The organism is Methylomonas sp. Kb3, assembly GCF_002834115.1.
Taxonomy (GTDB): Bacteria; Pseudomonadota; Gammaproteobacteria; order Methylococcales; family Methylomonadaceae; genus Methylomonas; species Methylomonas defluvii.
In genome coordinates this window covers 1-23,693 of record NZ_PIZT01000021.1, presented here as the reverse complement: position 1 = coordinate 23,693, position 23,693 = coordinate 1, and the positions used below count along the sequence as shown (strand labels likewise).

Genomic DNA, 23,693 nt, shown 5'->3' with positions numbered 1-23,693 from the left:
CAACTAAAACCTTTATCGAAGATATTCTAATGAAAGTGATTGTTGCCTCAAGTGATTTTGAAATCAGCAATGCGATCACCGAACAAATCCTTGGCGTTGAAAGCACCAGTACATCCGTCATAGAGACAACAGATGATTTCATCGAGGCCCTGAAGAGCGATGAATATGATTTCATTGTCACAGATTATTCGTTTGATGGCACTGATATATGGCAGTTAACTAAACTGATAAATTCGAAGCAATTGGTTGGGCACGCAGTGCCAATTTACCTTATAAGAGAAACCTGTGACACCGAAGTGCCGGTTATTCTCGCCAAAGAACATAACTTCCAAACCATTTCAATAAATGACTTGGTAGAAACTCTACAGATGGTCCGCTGCACCGGATATGTTCGCGGGCAGCTAGGACAGGCAAAAGCAAGCGTGCTTGTCATCGAAGACGATGAAGATGCCTCAGAAATAGTATATGAGGCCTTAAAGAACGATTATGACGTCGATAGAGCTACAGATGGCGAACTAGGTTTAGCATTATGGAAAAAGAAACGTCACGATCTTATCTTGCTTGACTACATGCTTCCGGGGTGCAAAGGGGATGAAGTGCTATCGGAAATAATGGATGTAGATAAGAACCAGCCAATTATTGTGATGACGGCCTTTGATAAACCAGAATATAACAAAGACTTCATCCTGAACGGAGCCAGTCAATATTTGCCAAAACCCTACACATTGATGGAGTTAAGAGCGCAATGCGTCAGCCAAATAAATAAAGCCAAACTAATTTATCAAGACTATTATCACGACCAGAAACAGAAAAAACTGAGAAATCTAGTCAATGAGTTAGAGCGAGAGTTAACAGTTGGCAATATCGAGAAAGCAAGACGTATTATTGATGCACTTAAAATAAACTTACCGCAAAGTCTATCCGAAGACGAACAAGCTAGGACTTGGAATTCGGTATTCTGATTGTAAAAATAGTGCCAGATATATGGTTTGGCTCTACAGAGATGTCGCCGTTTAATCGTTGTACGAACTGTTTTGTTATTGCCAAGCCAAGTCCGTGCCCACCATATCGCCGGCCTAGACTCATGTCTACCTGCCACCATGCATCAAAAATTTGATCGCAAAACTCAGCGGGTATTCCACAGCCTGTATCTGCAACCTCAATAATTAAAAACGCCTGGGTAAGTCGCCAAGTCAGCGTAATCAAGCCATCAGTGGTGAACTTACACGCGTTGCTCAATAAATTGTTCAGAATGTGCCGCAAAACCTCGCCATCCGATACAAACATGGTATCTGAGCCGATTAGCTGTAGCTGATTGCGGTTGCGGTTAAGCAAAGGGGTAACATTCTCAACACATGCATGCACTAAAGGTGCAATTGCAATAGAAGTTAGTGCCACATCGTACCGGTCGGCCTCTAGCTGCGCATGTAACAGAATATTGTCGATTAAAGTATTCAGGTCATTGACGCGAACTAATGCCTTTGCATGTAATGCTCGATTTTCAGTGAAAACAGGATCATCCGGTAAACGCTCAGCCAATAGTTGTAAATATCCCCCTATGGCGTGTAAAGGTGTCTTCATTTCATGGGACACCATAGACATAATCTGCGCTTTATAAATGTTGGCGGTTTCGCTGCTTTCGAGCGCTATTTTTAAGGCACTCGTCCGCTCTTCGACGCTTTTCTCTAGCTCTGTTTCTGTCGTTTCGATATTCGCCAACATATCGTTGAGAGTAATCCGCATGTTATTGATTTCGGATGAGCCTGAAAAATGAACTCGATTTCCTCTCTCACCTAAGCTTACCTTATTGAGTACCATCGCCATTTCCATCAATGTCGAAGTAAATAGTCGTGACAACCTCCTGACAATGACTATAAAAAATAACGAGAAAATGAGAATGATCAATATTGATCCTAGTAAAAGCTTCTTCATTACTAGGTCATATTCAGCTTTCGATATAACTAATTCGACGTACCCCAAATAGCTTTCTTGGTATATAGGTGAATAGAAGCACCATGAGTCTCGATTATCCGCATAGCTGGGCTCTTCAGTGCGAAGTGGCCGATTTAGTTCACACACAGACCTAGCGCCGTAAGAAGCTAATAGTTCACCACGACTATTTAAAATCGTTGCTCCTAATACGTTCTTGTCTGACGCAAAGCTATGGACAACTGATTCCGACTGTGATGTTGAACCTAAAATTACCGAGTATATGGCTGAATCAGCAAATGTTGCGGTATGTTCTCGCCAGTAGTGACTTGTGTAGTCGTTGATGTAATTAGAAATTAACTTGTACATGAATCCAATTAAGAAACATGACGCCAGGATAATGGAAATGAAAATCAAAAGATTGAACCGCTGTTGTATGTTGTAGCGGTCGAGCAGACTCATTTAATTTTAAGGGCGAAGGAATCTAATATAATCGGATCGAACTCAATAGCAAGATGTTGGGCTACTCGTCGATTCAGCGCGAATTTAATGACCTTGATGTTTTCATAGACAGGGCTCGGTCGGTTCACTAAGCGGCCTAATTGCTCTCCCAACGCAAAATCATCAGGATAAGCTGCTATGAGGGCGCCATTCTCAAGGTGGCTAAGGTTTGTCGATAAAAGGATGATCTTTTTATCCCATGCGACCTTCGCTACTTCATACAGAATATTTTTTGGTAGGTTAGCTGGGATAAATATTGCATCAGCGGACGTGGCTTCATCCAGTAACCGGCCAAGCACACGAATGGTGTCTAGCGAATCTACTCCTTCCCTAATTTCTATGACGGCTGATGACTTTAAATTATTTGGCACATAATCAATGGTCTGAAAATGGGATTGCTGAACTACAAAGAAGTGTTTGACTGATGGAAGTAATCTAGCCAAGTGTTCAACCAGCACACGATTGTCAAGCGCCAAGCCTACGCCGCTGTATTCCGCTGGATTAAAGTACATCAACCCTGCCAGCGTTCGTTCCCGATATTCCGTGCGGTAAATGTTCTCAACAATTCCCTTACCAAGCGCTATAACCCGGTCGGCATGCGTCGCATCAAGGATAGAGCTTATATTATTGTTATCACCAGTAGATTCGATTCGTTGAACATGACTATTCATGTGTTCGATGCCGGCTATTACTTGGGCGTAAGCCGGATTCCCTAAAGCCTCCGCAGAGTAAACAATTACTACTTGAGGGTCTTTTGCGAATGTTGAGCAACTGAAAAAGATAATACTCGATTTCAATAGGTTATAAATCTCTTTCCGCATTTATCATCTTTAGTTGCTTCAATTCCATAATCAGAGGCATCAGCTCATGCCCGGTTAAATCCCTCATTCGCCAATACTTAGCTGATTGATCGCCTTCTAACCAAATGGCAATAGCGTGAACTGTCTTTTTTGCCAGGTCTATTGCCATACGCGGCTGCATTGTCCGTTGACTTATCTTGTGGCGATGAATTGCCTTTAACAAACATTCAATCGGGTCAGCTAACCCATCTTTAGTTTGCCCTTGATTATCGTTCAAACGTTTCAGAAAATCAGTAATTGGTTTATTTAGGCCGAGCATTATCAGAGAACCGGCTAATACACCAGTTGTAAAAATATCTGATTTAGGGAGTAACCCATCGATTAATAGAAGTTCGTTTTTAAATAAGCCAATAGCTTTTTTCATATTAATGTCTTCACGCTCTCTGATTGATCGCTTGTCTTGTAGAGAGCGTTGACGACCCCGTAGTGCGATATGAATGGCTTCATTGATAAATCCATTTCGCAGCCTCTCGGAAATAAAGTTCAGCCCCAATTCGTTATAAGAGGCTTTTACTACTTCATGTGGTGGTAGTGCCTCAAACTGCTTCGCCTTCGCTTCACTGCATAACGCCTGGAAATCTGCTTCGGTGATGTCGAATATCAACGCCGTAAGGCAATCAGGTTTTGACAGTGTGCCGTTTAGCCACATTTCCTTCCGCCGTTTCCCGGTCAATTTGAAGAGCGTATTACCTGCCTTCACTAAGGCGACAGTTATTGAATATGAATACAGAGACGGAATGTGTTGGACAAAACCGTAATGATCGCTTTCATCAACATCAAAGAACTCAAGTTCGCGCACTTCAAGCCAATCCGTGAATGACATTCGCACAACTGCGCAACCTAAGTCGCTAATAGGATAGACCATTTCCATAAAATCGAATAAAAAAAATTAATGTATTTGCGTTCGTAAGTCATTGTTGATAGTATTTTTTTCGCCGTTTATAGCATGTTCAAAACATGCAAGAAGTAGCCAGCAGCTTCAATTCGTACAACTAGGCCAAAAAAGCCTCTACGAAATTTTAGCCGCTAAAAAATAGCAACCTACACGATATTACATAACGGACTTCAATTGCCCTAACAAAAAGAGCGGAGTTTGTTAACACAAACATAAAGCGCAATGCACTTTATGTTGACTGCATATGCACTTTGTACTAAAGTGCATTGCAGATTTGACAAAGTGCATTGCACTTTGTCAAATCTGCACAGATGGCAGCGAGTCAACGACCAGAGAGGATAACGATGACCCCAGAACCACAATTACACGAGACAGTGAGCGAAAGGGCAAAAGTAAAGCTCGAACGCGACCTTGGGCCTCTTATCTTGTCTGCGCTAGCCGACCCGAGAACTGTTGAGGTGATGCTAAATGCAGATGGCAAACTATGGCAAGAACGCCTTGGCGACAAGATGAAGTGCATAGGCACTTTATCAATGAGCAAGGGGGAAGCAATTATAAAAACCATAGCAGGCTTTCACGGCAAGGAAATCACTAGGCTAAAACCAATCCTAGAAGGCGAATTCCCCCTTGATGGCTCACGGTTCGCAGGTCAGCTACCGCCTATTGTTCCAGCGCCTACCTTTGCAATCAGGAAGAAAGCTGTCGCGATATTTCCTCTGGAGAAATATGTCTCAGACGGCATCATGTCCAGCAAACAATTCGAGGCAATTACAAAAGCGGTCAAAGATCACAAAAACATCCTGGTCGTAGGGGGTACTGGATCAGGGAAAACGACGTTAGTGAACGCCATTATTAACAAAATGGTTGAGTTCGATCCCACAGAGCGGGTGTTCATTATTGAGGATACCGGCGAAATTCAATGCGCGGCAGAAAACTACGTTCAGTATCACTCAACTATTGATGTGCCAATGACGCAATTACTGAAAACAACACTCAGGATGCGACCAGACCGGATATTAGTAGGGGAAGTGCGCGGACCAGAGGCGCTGGATTTGTTAATGGCCTGGAATACAGGCCATGAGGGCGGTACAGCCACACTTCATGCAAACAATGCAAAATCCGGGTTAGATCGTCTCGCGATGCTGATCAGCATGCATCCGGAATCACCAAGACCTATTGAACCGCTGATTGGCGAAGCGGTACATGTTGTTGTTTACATCGCCAAAACCCAAGAAGGCCGTCGTATTCAGGAAATCATAGAGGTTTCTGGTTACAAGGACGGTCATTACATAACCGCTAATCTGTAGGAGTTACAAATGAATGCACTCGCGAATCGACTGCAAAGAGCACCCATAATTGTGTTAATGGCATTGGTTTTTTTTATGCCAGAACAGGCAACCGCCGCCGTAGGTGATGGGGGCGCTTTACCTTATGAAGATTGGCTTACCAGTCTTCGAACATCGGTTACTGGTCCCGTAGCATTTTCTTTGTCACTAATTGGGATCATTGTTGCCGGTGGCGTGCTGATTTTCGGCGGCGACTTAAATGGCTTCTTTCGAACTTTGATCTTTATCGTCCTTGTCATGGCCCTCTTAGTCGGTGCCCAAAACGTTATGACTAACGTATTTGGTCGCGGAGCAGTAATAACACTGCCGGCGGATGAGGAAGGCACACAGCTCATGATTATGGGTGTTCGCGCAACGCAGTATGTAAAGGAGGCATTGATGATCGCATGTTTAATCGCAACGTTAGCACGCCTTCAACTGCGTACATTAAAAAGCGTTGGTAAGTCTGGCTATGGTGGGTGAAAAGTAATGGCCTTACGCGCGATTCCAATCCGCAGAGCGGGTAACAGAGACAACTTGTTCATGGGCGGGGATCGCGAATTTGTGATGTTCTCCGGCCTAGTGGCCGGAGCGCTAATTTTCTCCGCTCAAGAACTGAGGGCAGCCATTGTCGGGGTAATTCTATGGTTATGTGCGTTATACCTAGCACGGTTGGCAGCCAAAGCAGATCCGAAAATGCGATTTATTTATCTACGACATTTACGGTATCGAGGTACGCGGGTGGGCAATTTAAGAGGGTATTACCCGGCCAGAAGCACCCCGTTCCGCGAAAACCCAAATAGCCAAGGGAAACAATACAGATGATGATCGAGGCCATAACATTCATTATTGCGGGACTAGGGATTCTATTAGTCGCAATCCTCGCCAGATTGATTTACATGGCGAATAAGGATCGTCGGTTAAGTCAACATCGTTCCAAAAACGCCAGTGTAGCGGATTTGTTGATTTATGCCGCAGAGGTCGATGAGGGTATTATTGTGGGTAAAGATGGATCGTTTCTCGCTGGTTGGCTATATACCAGTGATGACAACGATAGCTCAACCGAAGCACACCGCGAATCAATATCCGCCAGATTAAACCAAGCAATATCCAGACTAGGCAATGGCTGGATGATCCATGTCGACGCCGTTCGTCGCCCGGCGCCGTCATACTCAGAACGGGGGTTATCAACATTTCCTGATCGAATCACGGCAGCCATCGACGAAGAGCGCCGGACACTCTTCGAAGGACTAAGTACCATGTACGAAGGGTACTTTGTCGTGACATTGACGTATCTCCCGCCTGTGCTTGCAGAACGCAAGTTTATCGAACTTATGTTCGACGACGACGCCAAGAAGCCTGACTCAAAGACATATACAACCGACCTCATTGAGCACTTTAAACGTGAATGTCACAACATCGAAACGCGATTGTCGGCAGCGGTCAATTTACGCAGATTAAAAGGTCATGAAATCGTTAATGAAGATGGGACGACTGTCATTCATGATGATCTTCTGCGTTGGTTGCAGTTTTGTATTACCGGAAAAAATCACCCGGTACAACTGCCAACTAACCCTATGTATCTTGACTGTTTAATTGGTGGAGAGGATTTGCTTGCGGGTGTTATACCCAAGATAGGTCGTAAGTACATCCAGGTAGTAGCGATTGAAGGATTCCCGCTTGAATCAACACCGGGAATGTTAACCGCCCTTGGTGAGTTACCTATCGAATATCGTTGGTCCTCAAGGTTCATTTTTATGGACCCGCACGAGGCAATCAGCCACTTGGAAAAGTTTCGCAAAAAATGGCGGCAAAAGGTACGCGGTTTCATTGATCAAGTGTTCAATCTCAACACAGGACCGATAGACGAGGACGCACAAAACATGGTGGACGACGCACAAGCGGCGTTAGCCGAAGTTAATAGCGGCATAATCGCCCAAGGCTATTACACCAGTGTTGTCGTGCTAATGGACGAGAATAGAAAGCGCGTTCAGGAACTGGCTCAACAGGTAGAGAAGTCCATAAACAGGCTTGGATTTGTCGCCAGGATCGAAACCATTAACGCAATGGAAGCCTACTTAGGTAGTTTGCCTGGGCACGGTGTCGAGAATGTACGTCGTCCCTTGTTGAACACCATGAATTTGGCGGACTTGTTGCCGATTAGCACAATTTGGACAGGCAGAGAATATGCACCTTGTCCGATGTATCCGGCGCTATCTCCCCCTATTATGCATTGTGTTACCCAGGGCTCAACACCATTCCGTCTAAACCTCCATGTTGGCGATGTTGGGCATACATTCATGTTCGGTCGAACCGGGGCAGGTAAGTCAACCCACCTTGCAATACTCGCCGCGCAGTTACGCCGCTATCAAGGCATGCACATCTTTGCATTCGATAAAGGGATGTCGCTATACCCATTAACGGAAGCAATCCAAGCAACGAGTGGCGGGAAAAGTGGCAAGCATTTCACGGTGGCCGCCGACGACGAAAGGCTGGCCTTCTGTCCTTTGCAATACCTGAAAACTAAAAATGATCGCGCATGGGCTATGGAATGGATCAACATCATCCTGGCGTTAAATGGTTTGGTCACATCCCCTGCCCAACGTAATGAAATTGGTAACGCTATCATCAACATGCATAGCAGTGGCGCTAGAACGCTATCCGAATTCACAGTAACTATTCAAGATGAAGCAATACGCGAAGCTCTCAAGCAATACACCATTGATGGTGCAATGGGACATCTATTAGATGCCGAAGAGGATGGACTGGAACTTACCGATTTCACGGTTTTTGAAATTGAAGAGTTAATGAACCTTGGGGAACGTTATGCGCTTCCAGTGTTGTTATACCTTTTTAGGCGCATCGAACGATCATTAACCGGCCAACCTACAGCGATTATTTTGGACGAGGCTTGGGTGATGCTTGGTCATGTGGTATTCCGCGAAAAAATACGAGAGTGGCTAAAGGTCCTGCGAAAAGCGAACTGTTTCGTTCTCATGGCAACGCAAAACTTATCCGACGCCGCGAACTCTGGAATCCTCGACGTAATTATCGAATCGACTGCATCAAAAATCTTCTTGCCAAACATTTACGCCAGAGAGGAAGACGCGACCGCACTGTATCGCCGTATGGGCCTTAACTCTAGGCAAATCGAATTATTGGCTACAGCAATCCCCAAGAGACATTACTACTACGTCTCAGAAGAAGGCTGTCGTCTCTATGATCTTGCGTTAGGTCCACTTGCTCTCGCGTTTGTCGGCTCATCGGATAAAGATTCTGTTGCGGCCATCAGGAAATTAAAGGCGACTCATGGTCACGAATGGGTTGGTGAATGGCTCGCCCGGAAGGGTTTAAGCATTGAAGATTACTTGGAGGAAGCAGCATGATTTTTAGAAGAAAAGACCCAAAAGCAGATCCGAGAAAAAGAGCTGAAAAGCTGATTGGTGGCCGTCGAGCCGGAGAGAACGAGAATCCGTATTTGTCAGCAAGACGAACCTGGAAGGATCACACACAGGGCGTTATTTCTACGAGGCAGGCGTGGCAAGTAATGGGGATATTGTCAATGTTGGTGGCGTTGACCGGTGTTGGAGGAATGATTCATATCGGCCAGCTATCAAAATTTGTGCCTTACGTGATACAGGTCGACAAGTTGGGTCAAACCGCAGCCGTAGCCAGAGCCGACCGAGCATCACCAGTGGATGGACGAGTAGTGGCATCTGCTGTATCGGCATTTATCTCTAATTCTCGAATAGTCACCATAGACATCGCGCTACAAAGAAAAGCCGTTATGGATGTATACGCAATGCTAGCCCCTGGAGATCCGTCCTTACAAAAAATGACTGAATGGTTGAATGGCACTGAAGAATCCAGTCCGTTCAAACGCGCGATAAAAGAAATGGTAAGCGTAGAAGTCGTGAATGTACTGGCCCAAACCCCTGACACTTGGGAGGTCGACTGGATTGAAACGACCCGTGACCGGCAGGGTGTCGTTTCCGGCAAACCTGCATTCATGAGGGCATTAGTCACCATCAAAGTCGTTGAACCAACACCCGCCACAAGCGAAGAACAAGTCCGCAAAAATCCAATGGGTATTTACGTCAAAGACTTTTCTTGGTCCAGACAACAACAGTTTTAACCGAACGAGGGATTTCTATGAAAAAGCAATACAGAGCAATGATAAAGATAGCAATGACGCTATTTGTAATGCAGTCTGCGAAAGCCGAACCGGATATAGCGGATATGTATTTTTCCACCAAAAACCCGACATTAACCAAGCAAGAAAAACAGGCCATTGCGATAGCGGAAAAGTGGAAAGCGAGTAGTGCGACCGGCATGGCTCCAACCAGTGGGCAAAACGGTACGATCACATTCCTATATGGGGCTCAACAGCCAAGTATTGTCTGCGCAGTTCTCCAGGTATGCGACGTATCCTTGCAGCCTGGCGAACAAGTGAACGGAATAAATCTAGGTGATACCGCTAGATGGACCATCGAGCCTGCGATAGAAGGTAGCGGCCAAAGCGAAGTACAACATCTGATCATCAAGCCGCATGATGTGGGCCTGGAAACATCACTGTCGGTGACAACCAATCGTCGTGCCTATAACTTGCAGCTACGATCACACCGAACACAGTACATGCCAAAAGTGGCGTTTAGCTATCCGGAGGATGCAATGGCGAAATGGAATGCCATCGTCCATAAAGAACACAAAGAACGCCAAGAAAAGACCATTCCTCAAACCGGAGAGTATTTGGGCGATCTGAATTTCGATTATGAAATCGAACCTAATGGCCCAATTTCATGGACCCCGGTTCGCGTATATCACGATAAGCAAAAAACCATAATTCAAATGCCGGAAACAATGGCCCAAACCGAAGCGCCGACATTGCTTGTTGTGCGTAGGGAAGGGGGCGTGTTCGAAGACGATGAAACCGTGATGGTGAATTATCGCGTACAGGGCGACCGTTACATTGTCGACACTGTATTCGATAGAGCAATCATGATTGCAGGTGTTGGTTCAAACCAAGATACCGTAACCATTCAACGGGTGAAATAACATGATCAGGATCTTTGCGTTCGTCATAAGCATTACCGGACTGTTCGGGTGCGCAACGGAACGAGTCGGCAATTTCGAATCAAATGCGCCTTCTGGGCTTCATGAAGTCATTGCGGCAGATACCATTCATCATTTGCAAAAGATATATCCGCCTGCTCAAACTCAATTCAATTTCGGCCAAAGCATTCCAAAATCAGATAGATTCGGAATGTTGCTGGTGGATTCGCTGAGAGCAAAAGGATATGCAGTGAAGGAATATAACCCAAAGCAAAGCTTTGCCGGAACTGGTCGGAGATTCCAGTACGTTGTTGATAAGCCGTCTATTAATGTGCCCGACTTGTACCGCATTAAGCTCAAGATTGACGACGTAACGTTGACCCATGCTTATGAGGCGAAGAACAACACTGCCTTATCAGCAGGCGCTTGGGCAAAAATGGAGTAAGGCAATGGAATCTACAGCAAATACCGTCAATGAAGACTACATGTCGCCTGAATTGTCACCGGATGAACCAGAAGCCAATCACGGCGTTCGTCGGGTAAATAACTTACCCGTGATTATCTTGGGTGTGGCCATATCGATCTTTTTAATCATAATGGTTCTGGTGGCCGCTGACCGTGCAAACCAGCAAAACAAACCAGAAACGGCGGATCGGCAAAAAGCAGGAAACGCCAATATGCTCGCCAAAGAAATAGTGGGCAATAACCTGGGCGGAATTATTCCCCCCGAATCCAATCCGCAACCTGATCCGCAGCTAGAGCCCGCACCGCCAGTCAAAATAGTACGGTCCGATATGCCTCCAACGCCGCCATCCGCCGCACCCAATAGAGCGCGTACCCCGGAAGAGGATGCAGCCGCACGTATTGCCGCAATGAAGCGACAACAATTCGAAGATGCAATTAAAGCAAGAACGATGGTGACGGTTACAGCTCCGCGCAGCTCCGGTTCACCTCCTGGCGTAATTGCAGCATCACAAGTGCAAACAACCGGAAGAGATGGGGTACTTGCTAAGCTTGCCGCAGTCAGAGAACAGATGACAGATACCGACCCTATGACCGCATATAAGAAACGGCTCGCGGCATTGCAGGATTCGGGAATCGTGGGAGCAGACGGGGAAAATGAAACTGGCGGCAACGAAAGATCGCCGCAACTTGTTAGTTCCGAGACTCTGGGCGACAAAAATAATATTAGCCAATTCGGCAAATCAGGATCAAGCGATAGATGGCGACTGGACTCACTACCGGAAGCGCCAAGAACGCCATTCGAACTTCGGGCCGGTTTCATTATTCCTGGGACGTTAATTTCTGGAATCAATTCCGAGTTACCTGGGCAGATCATGGCCCAAGTTTCACAGGACGTGTTTGATACGGCAACCGGAAAATATCTATTGGTTCCGCAAGGCTCCCGATTAGTTGGTGTTTATTCAAGTGAAGTGGAATATGGGCAATCTCGGGTTCTTGTTGCATGGCAACGTATCGTATTCCCCGATGGTAAAGCAATGGATATTGGCGCAATGCCGGGGGCCGATAGCGCTGGATATGCGGGATTCACGGACCAAGTAAATCATCACTTCGTCCGAATATTCGGTTCCGCATTGCTAATGTCAGCGATTACTGCCGGCATTACTTATAACCAGCAACAAAACCAACAAAACGGGATTTATACAGCTCCGAACGCCAATAGTGCGATGAGTAATGCGCTGGGACAACAACTAGGTCGAGTAACCTCACAAATGATCGCGAAAAACATGAATATCGCGCCTACTTTGGAAATCAGGCCTGGTTATCGATTCAACATTATCGTGACGAAAGATTTAACGCTAACCAAGCCGTATCAAGCATTTGATTATTAAGGTTTACACCACAGGAGTCATTTATGAAAACCAAAAGCATTTTAGCCGCTAAAAAAACATTGGTAGGAGTGTTGACCGCAACTGTCATGTTTAGTCCATCCATTTCAATCGCGGGAGTTCCTGTAATCGACGGTACAAACCTGACGCAAAACATTATGACCGCGGTCGAAGAAATCGCTCAGACAATAAAACAGGTTCAAGAATATGGAACTCAATTGGAACAGTATTCAACGCAGATACAACAATATGAAAATATGTTGCAAAACACTGCGTCGCCAGTAACCAATATCTGGGATAGAGCGACCGCAACAATGGGACGGCTTCGTGGAACCATTGATACCGTCACCGGTTATAAAAACAGGTTCGGTAACATTGATAACTATTTGGCAAAGTTTAAAGACATTAACACCTATCGGGGATCGCGTTGTTTTAACGGCGAAGCCTGCACGAATGCCGATTTGGCCGACTTACGAGACTCTGTACACCTTGGCTCGGAGGCGCAACAGTCAGCAAACAAAGCCGCAATAGAAGGCCTAGATAGCCAACAAACTGCATTAGAATCCGATGCCGCAACGCTCGAAGATATTCAAGCAGCTGCACAAGGCGCTGATGGTCAAGTCAAGGCTATCGGATATACCAATCAACTCGCCAGCCAACAGGCCAATCAGCTTCTACAAATACGCGGATTGTTGATTGCGCAACAAAACGCCGAAATTACCCGCAACCAGGCCTTGGCGAATAAAGAAGCGCAACAACAAGCTGCATCCGATAAGGCCCACGAAGTGCCCTATGCGTATCGGGATAATGATGGCTGGACCATCAGGTAACTACGCATGCCCATTAAATACATATTAGTCGTAATTCTTATCGTGGCCGCTATTGCAACAACCGTCAGTAATTGGGATGAGTTGGTCAATCAAGGCGAAGACTCGTTACCAATTGCAGGGGCCGCTGACGCCGATGCCGATGCCGATGCCGATGCCGATGAGCTTATTGTTAATGAAATAAATTGTCGGCACGAAAACCTCATTCGCATTGCCAATGAAAAAAAGCGGAGACGACTAGCCTCCGCTTGCGCCCGACGTGTGACTTTCGGCGCTGCGAACAATCGAAATTGGTCAATTAAATAGTACGAGAAACGGCAAATGAATAGACAAATATTCTTAATTGTAGCCGTCCTGATGAGCGCATCTACTGATGCCTTAGCGGCAATAGATGGGCCGAACATTATGGACGATGTTCAAGGTCGGTTCGCCGGTGCTGCGGCGGGGTGGGCAGCCGCCATTACTGCACGAGCGACCTGGCTATTCTGGGTATTAGCCTTAATTTCTATGGTATGGACGCATGGTTTTTTACTATTGAGGAAGGCAGATATTGGCGAGTTCTATGCCGAATTCCTCCGTTTCACTATTACCACAGGGTTTTTCTGGTGGCTTTTGAGTAACGGGCCAGCAATGGCAACCGGCGTTTTTGCATCAATGCAAACGTTAGGGTCAAATGCGGCCGGATTGGGTACGGTAACGCCGTCGGGCATTATCGATGCCGGATTCCAAGTATTCGGAAAAGCGATTACCGCTTCATCAATCTGGGAACCGGTAGAGGGTGCGGCGCTAATTATCATGGGCGCAGTCGTGTTGGTGATAATGGCCCTGATCGCAACAAATATGCTTGTGCTCTTTGTTAGTGGATGGATTCTTGCTTACGCCGGCGTTATATATCTTGGCTTCGGCGGTGGCCGATGGACTACGGACATGGCTATCGGCTTTTACAAAACGGTATTGAACGTCGCCATCCAATTGATGGCAATGATTCTGATTGTTGGAATTGGACAAGCCTTTATTAATGATTATGTAGCGGCCATGGAAGCCGATATGACCTACGCGGATATGGGGTCATTTCTCGTAGCAGCAGTGGTCTTGCTGCTATTGGTCAATAAAGTACCCCCAATGCTTGGGCAAGTCGCCTTCGGAGGGGGAACCGGCGCACTTGGTAACGGATTTGGAGCCGGCTCGGCAATGGCGGCTGCCGCTACTGCCGGGGCGGCTATTGGCGTTGCAGGTGGAGCGATTGCAGCCGGGGCAACAAATATTGGCGGTGGCATTCAAGCCATTATGGCGGCATCAAATAAAGCTGCGGAATTCGCCGGAAGTGGGGCGGACGGAGCTTCCAGAATGACAGCCGACTATCTTCAAAGTAGTCAGAGCACCGCTAATAGTGGTTCAACTTCAAACACAACAACTCCACTTGGCGAAGCAATGGGAGGCAGTAGCTCGTCAAAGCAGGCAAGTGAATCCAAATATGGATCATCAATGGTGAGAAACCTTGCAACCGGAATTGGAGAGGTCGCAAAGCAAAAAATTAAGGACAGAACCAACAATACGTTTGGCGGACAAGTCGCGGCTGCAATTAGCAACAGTGCTCAATCAACACCCACGTTTGGCGGGGATAGCCTATCAGGATCTGATGAAACAGTTGATCCGGATCAAGAGGTCGCGGCATTCACCTACAACGATAGTAGTAATGCACATTCAGCATAACAGGAGAACAATTCATGAATGCTATAAAACCTTGTGTTGTTGCAATCAGCATACTCCCGATGCTAGTGCACGCTCAGTCTAACAATCAGAGTCCTCAACAACAAGAGCGGATCGTATGCTCGATCACTGCTGCCGCAAAATACGATATACCTGCAAATATTGTGCTGGCAGTCGCCGAGAAAGAAGGCGGTAAACCCGGACAATGGGTAAGGAATACAAACGGAACTCACGATGTGGGACCAATGCAATTCAACACATCGTACCTAAACCAATTGGCAAAATATGGCATTACGCCAGAGGATGTAGCAAGCTCAGGTTGCTATCCCTACGATCTAGCCGCATGGCGACTGGCTGTTCATATCAAAGACGACAAGGGTGATTTATGGACAAAAGTCGCCAATTATCATTCAAGAACCCCTTATTACAACGGAGTGTACAAAGCCGATTTGATGGTAAGGGCCAACAAATGGGCCGATTGGCTGGATACATTTTTAAAGGGCGGAATAGTAGAGGCCGCTCAGGTAAAGAAAACTGACTCGACACCTGTTCAAGTGCATCCAGAGCCCATAACGCCGGAATATAAAAAACCGATGCAAATATACGCCGCAAGCATGGCATATATCCCACGCAAAATTATGGTTAGTTCTGACTAACAAACATATTTTAGCCGCTAAAAAAGGAAGAACGAAATGAACTATCCTCGTGTAGTTGTCGCAGATGGCACCATCGAAGCCATCAAGTGGTTTTCCCTGATCCTAATGGTGATCGATCACACCAACAAATATCTGTATAAGGGAGCCATTCCTGTTTTATTCAACATTGGCCGCTTAGCAATGCCGCTATTTGTTTTGGTCCTTGCCTATAACCTTGCAAGGCCAATGGCCTTCGAACGTGGTGTGCATATCCGGATTATAAAGCGATTAGCTTTGTGTGGATCGCTGGCAACCCCCGCCTTCCTTGCACTCGGTGGATTACTTGCTGGGTGGTGGCCGTTAAATTTTATGTTTGCGTTATTGGTTCTCACGCTCACCATTTACCTAATTGAGCATCAAACGATCACTGGCTACCTAGCTGCGGCGGTAGTGTTTTTACTTGGCGGATCAGTGGTCGAATATTGGTGGCCTGGTCTTATTCTTGGTCTATCAGCATGGTGGTACTGTAAAACACCACGGCTTGCCCCGGTAATTATTGCAACTATATCCATTCTGTCACTACGTCTAATCAGTGGCAATTACTGGGCCCTGGCGGTATTGCCGGTTGCATTGATAGCTTGTTTAGTGCGATTGCCCGTTCAGCGTGTCCAATGGGCTTTCTATGCCTTTTACCCATTACACCTAACCGTTCTGTGGATCATTTCCATGACAGACACAACGTTCACCAACCTATAAGGAAGTATTTATGACCATAAAGCGCCTAGTCATACTTGCGTCATTTATGACGTTCGCAAACGTCGCAAAAGCGCAAACATTCCATGTCGAGCCGATTACCTCTAACACGGCAGCCGATGGCGGCATCATTGAAATGCCACGATCAAATACGGTAACTGTCCTATTTGATAATCGGAGCATTATTTTTCGTCCTAGCATTAGCGATTCGTCGGTTTTGGACGACGCCAAGAATGCCACATTGATAACGGTGCGAGGCCGGACCAGTACGCCAATCCCGAGCGCTAAGGATGAGCAGCTTGCATTATCAAGGGCCGTATCCGCTAGAAAATACTTAATAGAGCACGGCGTGTCGCCCTTGAAAATTCACGTGAATTACGCTTCCGGATCTGACTTTATTACAGACAATTCAACACCCGAAGGAAAGCGTCAAAATCAGCGGGTGGAAATTGAACTGGTGTACGTCACACCGACAAGCAATCCTTACGGTACCCCGTAAGTGACGCATAGCATAGAGCCTGATGTTTGATTTTGACGTATGTCGGTGCGGAACCGTACATACAGATACCTTGTGCATCCACTACTATTCAAGCACGGTAGCCCGCCCGTGGTCTGGTTTCACCGATCTCTGCTTTTTGCGGAAGCGACGATAATGAATAATTTGATGGGGTTTGAAAATTTTATGGCAGCACGAGTAGAAGGCAAAGTAAAGTGGTTCAACGATGATAAAGGCTTTGGTTTCATTGAGCAAGCCGGCGGCAAAGATGTCTTTGTCCACTTTAGTGTGATCCAAGGCAGCGGTCGGAAAAGCCTGATCGAAGGCCAGCGCGTGACCATGGAAGTGACCTCTGGGGCTAAGGGCCCACAAGCTGAAAACGTGACGCCTTTATAGTCGTCTCATCAGAGGTCAGCCAAGCGTGAAACCCGATCCGGTCTAAACGCTTGTTTTGCAGGAAGGCACTTTATAAATACCGGTTAATCAAGTCGCATACTGGCGAGGCAATGCTGTTGCATGGCATCGCAAAATCAAGAACATAAACACCTGTGGTTAATCTGGTATGCAACGAAACCCCGCGTTCAGATGGTAGCTTGATTTCCTAACGACCTGTTTTTATTGTAAAAAATGGCGTGAAATCTCGACAATTTAACATAAAAAACGTTATGCGAAGTCACACTGTTAGTGCAATATAGTCATGTCCTGTTTTAGCAAAGTTGAAATGTCCTATCTGGAGTCACTTAACCACGCGTTAATTTACCCGGGAGTCGGAAGCTATGAAGGCATTTATGACCATGAACCAGCCAGAATTACATCGAGTAGAAATCGTTCAAAACTGATTGATAAACGGTTACGGTACGCCCAATAACTGCTTAAACTCATTACCCGATTTGTAAAGTTTTGAGTCCTGCAATAACCGGTCAATGCAATTTCGCGTTTGTTATTGCTCATTTCCTGCGTCCTATCTGGATAATGTTTAGACTAACTGGCCTGCATCTCGATTAAGCGGGTTTCGGCCATCTCCCAAGGTAAGCGTCGGCCGTTTTCTTTCATCTGTGCATATGCGATGCGGGCCGCACCAACGTCAATAATGCCATGACCAATCAAACTTTCCACGACCCACAGCGTGCCTTTTACTTCAACAAATTCCTGCTCAGCAGCCTTGCGCAAGTTTTGATCGCCGGTCAGTAACGGACATTTCTCCTGCTTGGCCAACATCAACGCAAAACAATCATAGCGGCTAGGCTGCTTATACTTGGCGACCAGCGCTTCGACCTCAGCCATTGACGCCGGCGTTAACTCGCCTAACTGCAAGCCATACTCCAGTAAATAACCGTGATCGGCTTCCAATTCATCGGCGAACAACATATCCGGCACTTGAATCTGATAAGGCAACTTGAATAGCTCTCGCATCAAACTGCCCTCTTCCAAATCGATCAGGATATTGGCGTCGCTAATGAGTAACCGGCTCAAGGCTATCTAACGTCCGTTGTTGATGGAATTTTGCTACCGGTAGCCCTAATAATTCAGCGGCTTTGGATTCGCTGAAATAGTCTTCGGCCAGCGCCCGATAGACCAACTGCTTAAACAGCAGGGTTTGCTCGGCGGGATATGGTTTGCCCGGCTCGCAACTGCGCCACCCCTTAGAGCTAAAGGCCATATAACTTGCCTGAAACGTGGCCTGCGTAATAATGCCAGCTTGATGCGCACGAAACAAAACGCCCTGCATGCTCAAACCAAATTCGTGTTTCAGCATAAACAGTTCGTTCAATTCCAGCCGGTGGCGCTTAGCGCCTAAATGCTCAATCAGCGTTGGCTTGGGCAGCAAAAACGTGCCGGCAAAACGATTACACAGCTTTTCTTCGTCAGCCAGCAACGCTGCATCCAAGCGGCCTTTTAATAGTAAGTGCCCCAATTCATGCGCCAAGGTAAACCGTTGGCGGTCGCCGGTCCAATTTGCGCCGACTACGACCACCGGCAGAAGGTTAATCATGCCCGCCAAGCCATCGAACTTTTTGCTGTCGTCCACGCAACTGCTGATCACCATCACCCCATGAACTTCCAGGGTGTCGATCATATCCGGGATGCAACCCAAGCCCAGGTTCCAGGCTAGCCGCACGGTTTCCGCCAGGCTGTCGATTTGCTCGGGATCCTCAATGCGTTCCGGCAAACCGGCGGGCAAGGCAAACGGTTGGATGGGCGATTGCGGGTATAAACCCAGCAATTCATGCCAGCGTTCGGCCTGATCACTGATGTCCGCCTCGATTTTGGCTAAGCTCTTTTGCGACAAGCTACTTTTCTTACGATATTCGATACCTTCGATAGTCAGGGTTTGCGGGCGAAAGAAATACTCGGTACGCACGCCCAGAATTTTCGACAATTTGATCAGTTGCGCGGAAGACGGGGTTTGCAGTTCGTTTTCAAACTTGCTGATGGTGGTGTGGCTCAAGTCCGCTTGTTCGGCTAAAGCCCGCAACCCCAAACCCGCCGCCTTCCGGGCGCGGTGTAGACGTTCACCTAACATGGTGGCCTCTTGGGTTTACAAAAACTATAAAAATAGTGATTAATGTAAACTTTTTTACCACATCAAGCCAGCGCTATTTCGTCGCTGGTGTATTCGAGAGCACTACGCTTTTGGCGGTGCACATTCATAAATCAGGGATTTTTTTGGGTTTCAAGTGTAGCTATTTGTTAGTTATGAATACTTAACTGATACGCAATTCGACAAGCGTCGCCTGATTAGATACCCTAGCAATGATTCGCTTTTGAATCGCTATTTTGGAAAATGGATATGAAAAAAAGCTTTTTGACCTCTTTATCGGTTTTGGCTGTATCAATTGCTGCTGATGCCTCAGCGGCTTTGCCAGAAAGCGCAACTAATCAAATGCCAACGCTGGACACCGCTTCAGTCGAGAAACAAACCTCACAATTGCCGTTTGTGATTGATAGACCAACTGTCGAAAATGGTGGCGTTTTTGTGGCTGCTCACAGCTCGCATGCTTCTCACTCATCTCATCGGTCACACTACTCATCACGCTAAAAAATGACAAAACACGAACTCAGTTTTGATGTTCGCGTTTTTTCGCTTGAAACGATCAAACGGGCACTTTATCGATATCAAGACAAGTGTTCGTTTGACATTCAACTGAGAGACAGCGACATCGTGATCGCTTTTGAATCCCCTATCGACGACATGGCAGATCGAATCAAACGCGAAGTCTTGGATCAGGATTTACGCGACACGGTTTCGAAAGAAACCGCCAACGTCCGCCAATTGATATTGGCAAACGCCTTTTCGAATACAGGATTGATTGGATAATGTCACTGCTAGGGAAGCGCTTCAAGCTGGTTGATGACTTCAACCAAGCGAAAAACCACGATTACCACCTGCTGCCGTCACGTTTTGCCGGATTGGATGATGGTCGGTATCTTTTGAGCAACGAAGTCGGCGAATATCTGGTTGTCGACCGTCCGCAGCTCGAAAGCTACGTCAGGAAAATCGTCGATCAGGATACAGACTTTTACCACGACCTGAAATCCAAGCATTTCCTATTCGATGACGACTCCAATGTCGCTATCGACCTACTGGCGCTTAAATACCGTACCAAGGCGCTAAGAACTTCGCAATTCACCTCGCTGCATATCTTCGTGGTCACGTTGCGTTGTGACTATACCTGCCAATACTGCCAGGTATCGCGCCAAACTGACGACAAGCATGCTTTCGATATGTCCGAAGAAACGGCCAGCAAGGCACTGGCCTTGGTTTTCAGGAGCCCGTCGCCAGCGATCAAAATCGAGTTCCAAGGTGGCGAGCCGCTGCTCAACTTCAATCTCATCCAATACCTCGTTTCAGAGGCTAAAAAGCTCAACGAGACATACAAACGGGATTTGCAGTTCGTCATCACCAGCAACCTGAGCTTCCTCGACGATACAGTGCTGGCTTTCTGCCAAGAACACGGCATCCATCTGTCGACATCGCTGGACGGTAACGAATCCCTGCACAACAGCAACCGGCCTCGCCCCGGTAAAAACAGCTACGAGATTACGGTCAAAGGCATCAAAAACGCCCAGCGGTTTTTAGGTCGCGACAAGATCGGGGCGTTGATGACCACGACCGAAAAAAGCCTGTCGCAAGTCAGATCGATCATCGATACCTACCTGGAACATAACCTCGACTGCATTTTCCTGCGTCCGCTCAGCCCGTACGGGTTTGCGATCAAGAATCACCAGACGCAGAAATACGATATCGACAGATGGTTCGAGTTTTATAAAGAAGGCTTGGACTATATCCTGGAGATCAACCGCCAAGGACACCACTTCGTCGAGGTCTACACGCAAATCATCCTGACCAAGCTGCTGTCGCCGTTCAATACCGGATACGTCGACCTGCAATCCCCTTCGGGCGCCGCGATCGCTGCCATCGTTTACAACTACGACGGCGATGTTTACGCATCCGACGAGGCGCGAATGCTGGCCGAAATGGGTGACAAGAAATTCAGGCTCGGCAGCGTCCATACGGACAGCTACGAAGACATCTGGCTATCGGATGTTCTGCTCGATACTTTGGAATCGAGTCTCTCCGAAAGCGCCCCGATGTGCCACGACTGCGGTTTTTTGCCCTATTGCGGCACCGATCCCGTCTACCACTACGCCACGCAACAGGATGTCGTCGGTCATAAGGCATTCAGCGGCTTCTGCGCCAAGAACATGAAAATCTTCAAGCATGTGATTAAGCTGCTGGAAGACCCAGACACCAAAAAGATATTAACCAACTGGGTGAGATGATGATTCATTTGAGCGCCAAGGACAATGCCGCTTTATCGGCGATGACGCATGAAGAACCGTTGATCGCCAAGATCACCGTTAATCCGAACCTGCCAAACGGGCTTCGTTCGCAAAGCGTTTTGATCATGCATGAACCCGCCGCGATACCTGAGGGCTTTGGATTAGTGCTGCTGGCGTTCGATGGCGAAATCGCTAATGCGCCTGTAAATACCGTCAGGCTGTCGAATGACATCCGCTATCTTAAAGAAAACGACGTCATCAAGTTCTATCCTACCGGCTGCAAGATCAATGTGTTGTACCGGAAAGAAGCGAACGTAAATACCTTCCTGCTGACCGAACGCTGCAACTCGTTTTGCATCATGTGTTCGCAGCCGCCGCGCGATATAGACGACAACTATTTGGTCGATGACATCCTGGAAGCCTTGCCGCTGATCCATCCTGAAACGCCTGAGATCGGCTTTTCCGGTGGCGAGACGACGCTGATCGGCAACGACAGCTTTACCCGGCTGATTCAAGCCGCCAAAAACCACTTGCCGAATACCTCGCTACACATTCTGTCCAATGGCCGAAATTTCAAGAACCTTGATCTGGCGATTAAGGTTTCGCGCGTTCAGCATCCAGACGTCATGATCGGCATACCGTTGTATGCCGACTATTCGCAATTGCATGACTTCATCGTGCAGGCAGACGGCGCATTCGACGAAACCATACGCGGTATCCTCAACCTAAAACGCTGTCAGGTCCCGGTCGAAATCCGCGTGGTCATCCATCGGGAAAATTACCACCGTCTACCGAGACTGGCGGAGTTCATCACGCGGAATCTCCTGTTCGTCGACCACGTCGCATTGATGGGGCTGGAAATAATCGGCTTCGCGAAATCGAACCAGCAGGCGCTATGGATCGATCCTTATGATTACCGGCATGAGCTGCAGGAAGCTGTCGAAACCATGGCGAAAGCCAGCATGAAGGTATCGATCTACAATACTCCGTTCTGCGTCGTTCCCGAATCCATTCGCTGTCATGCCGTCAAATCCATCAGCGACTGGAAGAACGACTATCTGGATGAGTGTTCGGAATGCAACGCTAAACAGCAATGCGGCGGATTTTTCTCGTGGAATCTCAGCAAACCCAGCTTACACATTCGCCCCTTATAACGTATGCGCATAATTTTATTCTTATCACTTATCTTAAATGCCGCAGTCGCTTTATCTGAAACCCTAGAAGGGTATATCGTTTCTGTGCATGACGGCGATACTGTGACATTACTATTGGCCGATAAAAGCCAAGTCAAAATCAGGCTGGCACAAATCGATGCCCCAGAGAGCGATCAGGCGTTTGGTCAGAAATCGAGACAAGCGCTAGCCAGCATGGTTTTCAACAAAAACGTCAAAATTGAAAAAGAGACCGTCGACAAATATGGTCGAACTGTCGGCACGATCTTTGTCGATTCCATTGACGTGAACAAAGAACAAATCAGGCAAGGCATGGCGTGGGCATACCGCCAATATCTTCATGATCAAAGCCTTGTTGATGACGAAGAAATGGCTAAACAATCCAAAATTGGCTTGTGGTCTGAACCAAATCCTATGCCACCTTGGGAATACAGGCATTCAAGAAAGGGGCAACAGCAGAATGCACCCCCACTCAACGTGTCGACAGCCGTCGAAAAACCGTCCAATAACCAATGCGGTGCAAAACGTTATTGCAAGGAAATGAATTCATGCGACGAAGCAAAGTTCTACTTGAATCAATGCGGATTAAGCAGGCTCGATGGCGATGGCGACGGAGTTCCGTGCGAAAAGCTGTGTAATAGTAGGTAGCCCATACCTTTTCATTAGCCAGCTAAACTTAAATAAATACAGTTGCGGATAAAAACGATCATGCGGAAAGACATTGCGGTCTTTTTATGGTTTGTATTTTTACTTGTCCTGCCTATGGTAGGCATGGCCGACACCTATCACGATAACCTAAGAACCTGTCTAGGTGGTTACCCGGCCCTTTGTAATCATGCCCTGCTCAGTGCGGAACATGCCCAGCAAGTCCAGAAGGCGGAGTACGAGACCAACTTAAGAACC

27 protein-coding genes are annotated in these 23,693 nt (G+C 47.0%); 22 read left to right on the top strand and 5 right to left on the bottom strand.

All coding sequences use genetic code 11. From position 1 onward, the window contains the following. Positions 1-29: 29 nt before the first annotated feature. On the top strand, positions 30-962 hold the full coding sequence (locus CWO84_RS13305) for a response regulator (protein WP_101053165.1): 933 nt from the start codon (positions 30-32) through the stop codon (positions 960-962). On the opposite strand, the gene CWO84_RS13300 is transcribed toward CWO84_RS13305, so the two are convergent. The 3 genes from CWO84_RS13300 to CWO84_RS13290 are packed head-to-tail and all read right to left on the bottom strand — an operon-like array spanning position 937 to position 4,161. Then, positions 937-2,391 (bottom strand): HAMP domain-containing sensor histidine kinase, encoded by a 1,455-nt coding sequence (locus CWO84_RS13300; RefSeq protein WP_101053163.1) that lies wholly within the window; start codon positions 2,389-2,391, stop codon positions 937-939. The two genes, CWO84_RS13305 and CWO84_RS13300, sit on opposite strands and share 26 nt — an antisense overlap. After that, positions 2,388-3,251, bottom strand: coding sequence for a hypothetical protein (locus CWO84_RS13295; protein WP_101053161.1), 864 nt, complete (start codon positions 3,249-3,251; stop codon positions 2,388-2,390). The genes CWO84_RS13300 and CWO84_RS13295 overlap by 4 nt, the downstream gene beginning before the upstream one ends. Then, positions 3,232-4,161: a hypothetical protein gene (locus CWO84_RS13290; protein WP_101053159.1), complete on the bottom strand. Its 930-nt coding sequence runs from the start codon at positions 4,159-4,161 to the stop codon at positions 3,232-3,234. Before CWO84_RS13290 ends, CWO84_RS13295 begins: the two co-directional genes overlap by 20 nt. A gap of 368 nt (positions 4,162-4,529) precedes the next feature. Here CWO84_RS13290 and trbB point away from each other — a divergent pair, with 368 nt between their 5' ends. The 15 genes from trbB to CWO84_RS13215 all read left to right on the top strand — a co-directional run bounded on the left by trbB (position 4,530) and on the right by CWO84_RS13215 (position 17,229). Then, entirely contained in the window at positions 4,530-5,492 is a 963-nt protein-coding gene (gene trbB, locus CWO84_RS13285; RefSeq protein WP_101053157.1) for a P-type conjugative transfer ATPase TrbB, read from the top strand. A gap of 9 nt (positions 5,493-5,501) precedes the next feature. Next, entirely contained in the window at positions 5,502-5,993 is a 492-nt protein-coding gene (locus CWO84_RS25170) for a TrbC/VirB2 family protein (RefSeq protein ID WP_101053155.1), read from the top strand. Between the two features lie 6 nt (positions 5,994-5,999). Further along, positions 6,000-6,335 carry a conjugal transfer protein TrbD gene (locus CWO84_RS13275; RefSeq protein ID WP_101053153.1) on the top strand — a complete coding sequence of 112 codons (336 nt, stop codon included), beginning with the start codon at positions 6,000-6,002 and terminating at the stop codon, positions 6,333-6,335. Further along, on the top strand, positions 6,335-8,896 hold the full coding sequence (locus tag CWO84_RS13270) for a VirB4 family type IV secretion/conjugal transfer ATPase (RefSeq protein ID WP_101053180.1): 2,562 nt from the start codon (positions 6,335-6,337) through the stop codon (positions 8,894-8,896). Before CWO84_RS13275 ends, CWO84_RS13270 begins: the two co-directional genes overlap by 1 nt. Beyond that, positions 8,893-9,645: a VirB8/TrbF family protein gene (locus tag CWO84_RS13265; RefSeq protein ID WP_101053151.1), complete on the top strand. Its 753-nt coding sequence runs from the start codon at positions 8,893-8,895 to the stop codon at positions 9,643-9,645. Before CWO84_RS13270 ends, CWO84_RS13265 begins: the two co-directional genes overlap by 4 nt. A 17-nt stretch (positions 9,646-9,662) precedes the next feature. Then, a complete protein-coding gene (gene trbG, locus CWO84_RS13260; RefSeq protein WP_101053149.1) occupies positions 9,663-10,565 on the top strand; it encodes a P-type conjugative transfer protein TrbG in 903 nt (300 codons plus the stop codon). 1 nt (position 10,566) lies between these two features. Beyond that, positions 10,567-11,007 (top strand): hypothetical protein, encoded by a 441-nt coding sequence (locus tag CWO84_RS13255; RefSeq protein ID WP_101053147.1) that lies wholly within the window; start codon positions 10,567-10,569, stop codon positions 11,005-11,007. Between the two features lie 4 nt (positions 11,008-11,011). After that, positions 11,012-12,415 carry a TrbI/VirB10 family protein gene (locus CWO84_RS13250; RefSeq protein ID WP_101053145.1) on the top strand — a complete coding sequence of 468 codons (1,404 nt, stop codon included), beginning with the start codon at positions 11,012-11,014 and terminating at the stop codon, positions 12,413-12,415. 23 nt (positions 12,416-12,438) lie between these two features. Next, complete coding sequence (trbJ, locus tag CWO84_RS13245; protein WP_101053143.1) at positions 12,439-13,242, top strand: P-type conjugative transfer protein TrbJ; 804 nt, start codon at positions 12,439-12,441, stop codon at positions 13,240-13,242. A 6-nt stretch (positions 13,243-13,248) separates the two neighbouring features. After that, positions 13,249-13,545 carry an entry exclusion lipoprotein TrbK gene (gene trbK, locus CWO84_RS13240; protein ID WP_101053141.1) on the top strand — a complete coding sequence of 99 codons (297 nt, stop codon included), beginning with the start codon at positions 13,249-13,251 and terminating at the stop codon, positions 13,543-13,545. Between the two features lie 15 nt (positions 13,546-13,560). Further along, entirely contained in the window at positions 13,561-14,952 is a 1,392-nt protein-coding gene (gene trbL / locus CWO84_RS13235) for a P-type conjugative transfer protein TrbL (protein WP_101053139.1), read from the top strand. A gap of 14 nt (positions 14,953-14,966) precedes the next feature. Then, positions 14,967-15,605, top strand: a complete 639-nt coding sequence (locus CWO84_RS13230; protein ID WP_240618044.1) for a transglycosylase SLT domain-containing protein — start codon at positions 14,967-14,969, stop codon at positions 15,603-15,605. 36 nt (positions 15,606-15,641) lie between these two features. Further along, positions 15,642-16,340, top strand: coding sequence for a TraX family protein (locus CWO84_RS13225; RefSeq protein ID WP_101053136.1), 699 nt, complete (start codon positions 15,642-15,644; stop codon positions 16,338-16,340). 10 nt (positions 16,341-16,350) lie between these two features. Then, the gene (locus tag CWO84_RS13220) at positions 16,351-16,836 is read left to right on the top strand and encodes an OmpA family protein (protein WP_240618043.1); all 486 of its coding nucleotides are present in this window, start codon (positions 16,351-16,353) and stop codon (positions 16,834-16,836) included. Between the two features lie 183 nt (positions 16,837-17,019). Then, the gene (locus tag CWO84_RS13215; RefSeq protein WP_101053175.1) at positions 17,020-17,229 is read left to right on the top strand and encodes a cold-shock protein; all 210 of its coding nucleotides are present in this window, start codon (positions 17,020-17,022) and stop codon (positions 17,227-17,229) included. 585 nt (positions 17,230-17,814) lie between these two features. Here CWO84_RS13215 and CWO84_RS13210 read toward each other — a convergent pair. Beyond that, positions 17,815-18,306, bottom strand: coding sequence for a PIN domain-containing protein (locus tag CWO84_RS13210; RefSeq protein WP_165786319.1), 492 nt, complete (start codon positions 18,304-18,306; stop codon positions 17,815-17,817). Continuing rightward, positions 18,287-19,357 (bottom strand): XRE family transcriptional regulator, encoded by a 1,071-nt coding sequence (locus CWO84_RS13205; protein WP_101053134.1) that lies wholly within the window; start codon positions 19,355-19,357, stop codon positions 18,287-18,289. Before CWO84_RS13205 ends, CWO84_RS13210 begins: the two co-directional genes overlap by 20 nt. Positions 19,358-19,624: 267 nt before the next feature. Between CWO84_RS13205 and CWO84_RS13200 the strand changes: the two genes are divergently transcribed. The 6 genes from CWO84_RS13200 to CWO84_RS24655 form a co-directional block, all read left to right on the top strand. Continuing rightward, a complete protein-coding gene (locus CWO84_RS13200) occupies positions 19,625-19,873 on the top strand; it encodes a hypothetical protein (protein ID WP_101053132.1) in 249 nt (82 codons plus the stop codon). Positions 19,874-19,876: 3 nt separating this feature from the next. Then, positions 19,877-20,152, top strand: a complete 276-nt coding sequence (gene hxsD, locus CWO84_RS13195) for a His-Xaa-Ser system protein HxsD (RefSeq protein ID WP_101053130.1) — start codon at positions 19,877-19,879, stop codon at positions 20,150-20,152. Then, a complete protein-coding gene (hxsB, locus tag CWO84_RS13190; protein ID WP_101053128.1) occupies positions 20,152-21,618 on the top strand; it encodes a His-Xaa-Ser system radical SAM maturase HxsB in 1,467 nt (488 codons plus the stop codon). Before hxsD ends, hxsB begins: the two co-directional genes overlap by 1 nt. Further along, a complete protein-coding gene (hxsC, locus tag CWO84_RS13185) occupies positions 21,618-22,772 on the top strand; it encodes a His-Xaa-Ser system radical SAM maturase HxsC (protein WP_165786318.1) in 1,155 nt (384 codons plus the stop codon). The genes hxsB and hxsC overlap by 1 nt, the downstream gene beginning before the upstream one ends. A gap of 3 nt (positions 22,773-22,775) precedes the next feature. After that, positions 22,776-23,438 carry a thermonuclease family protein gene (locus CWO84_RS13180; RefSeq protein WP_101053124.1) on the top strand — a complete coding sequence of 221 codons (663 nt, stop codon included), beginning with the start codon at positions 22,776-22,778 and terminating at the stop codon, positions 23,436-23,438. A 60-nt stretch (positions 23,439-23,498) separates the two neighbouring features. Further along, positions 23,499-23,693, top strand: a 195-nt coding sequence (locus CWO84_RS24655) for a hypothetical protein (RefSeq protein ID WP_205800379.1), incomplete at its 3' end; no start/stop codon positions are given.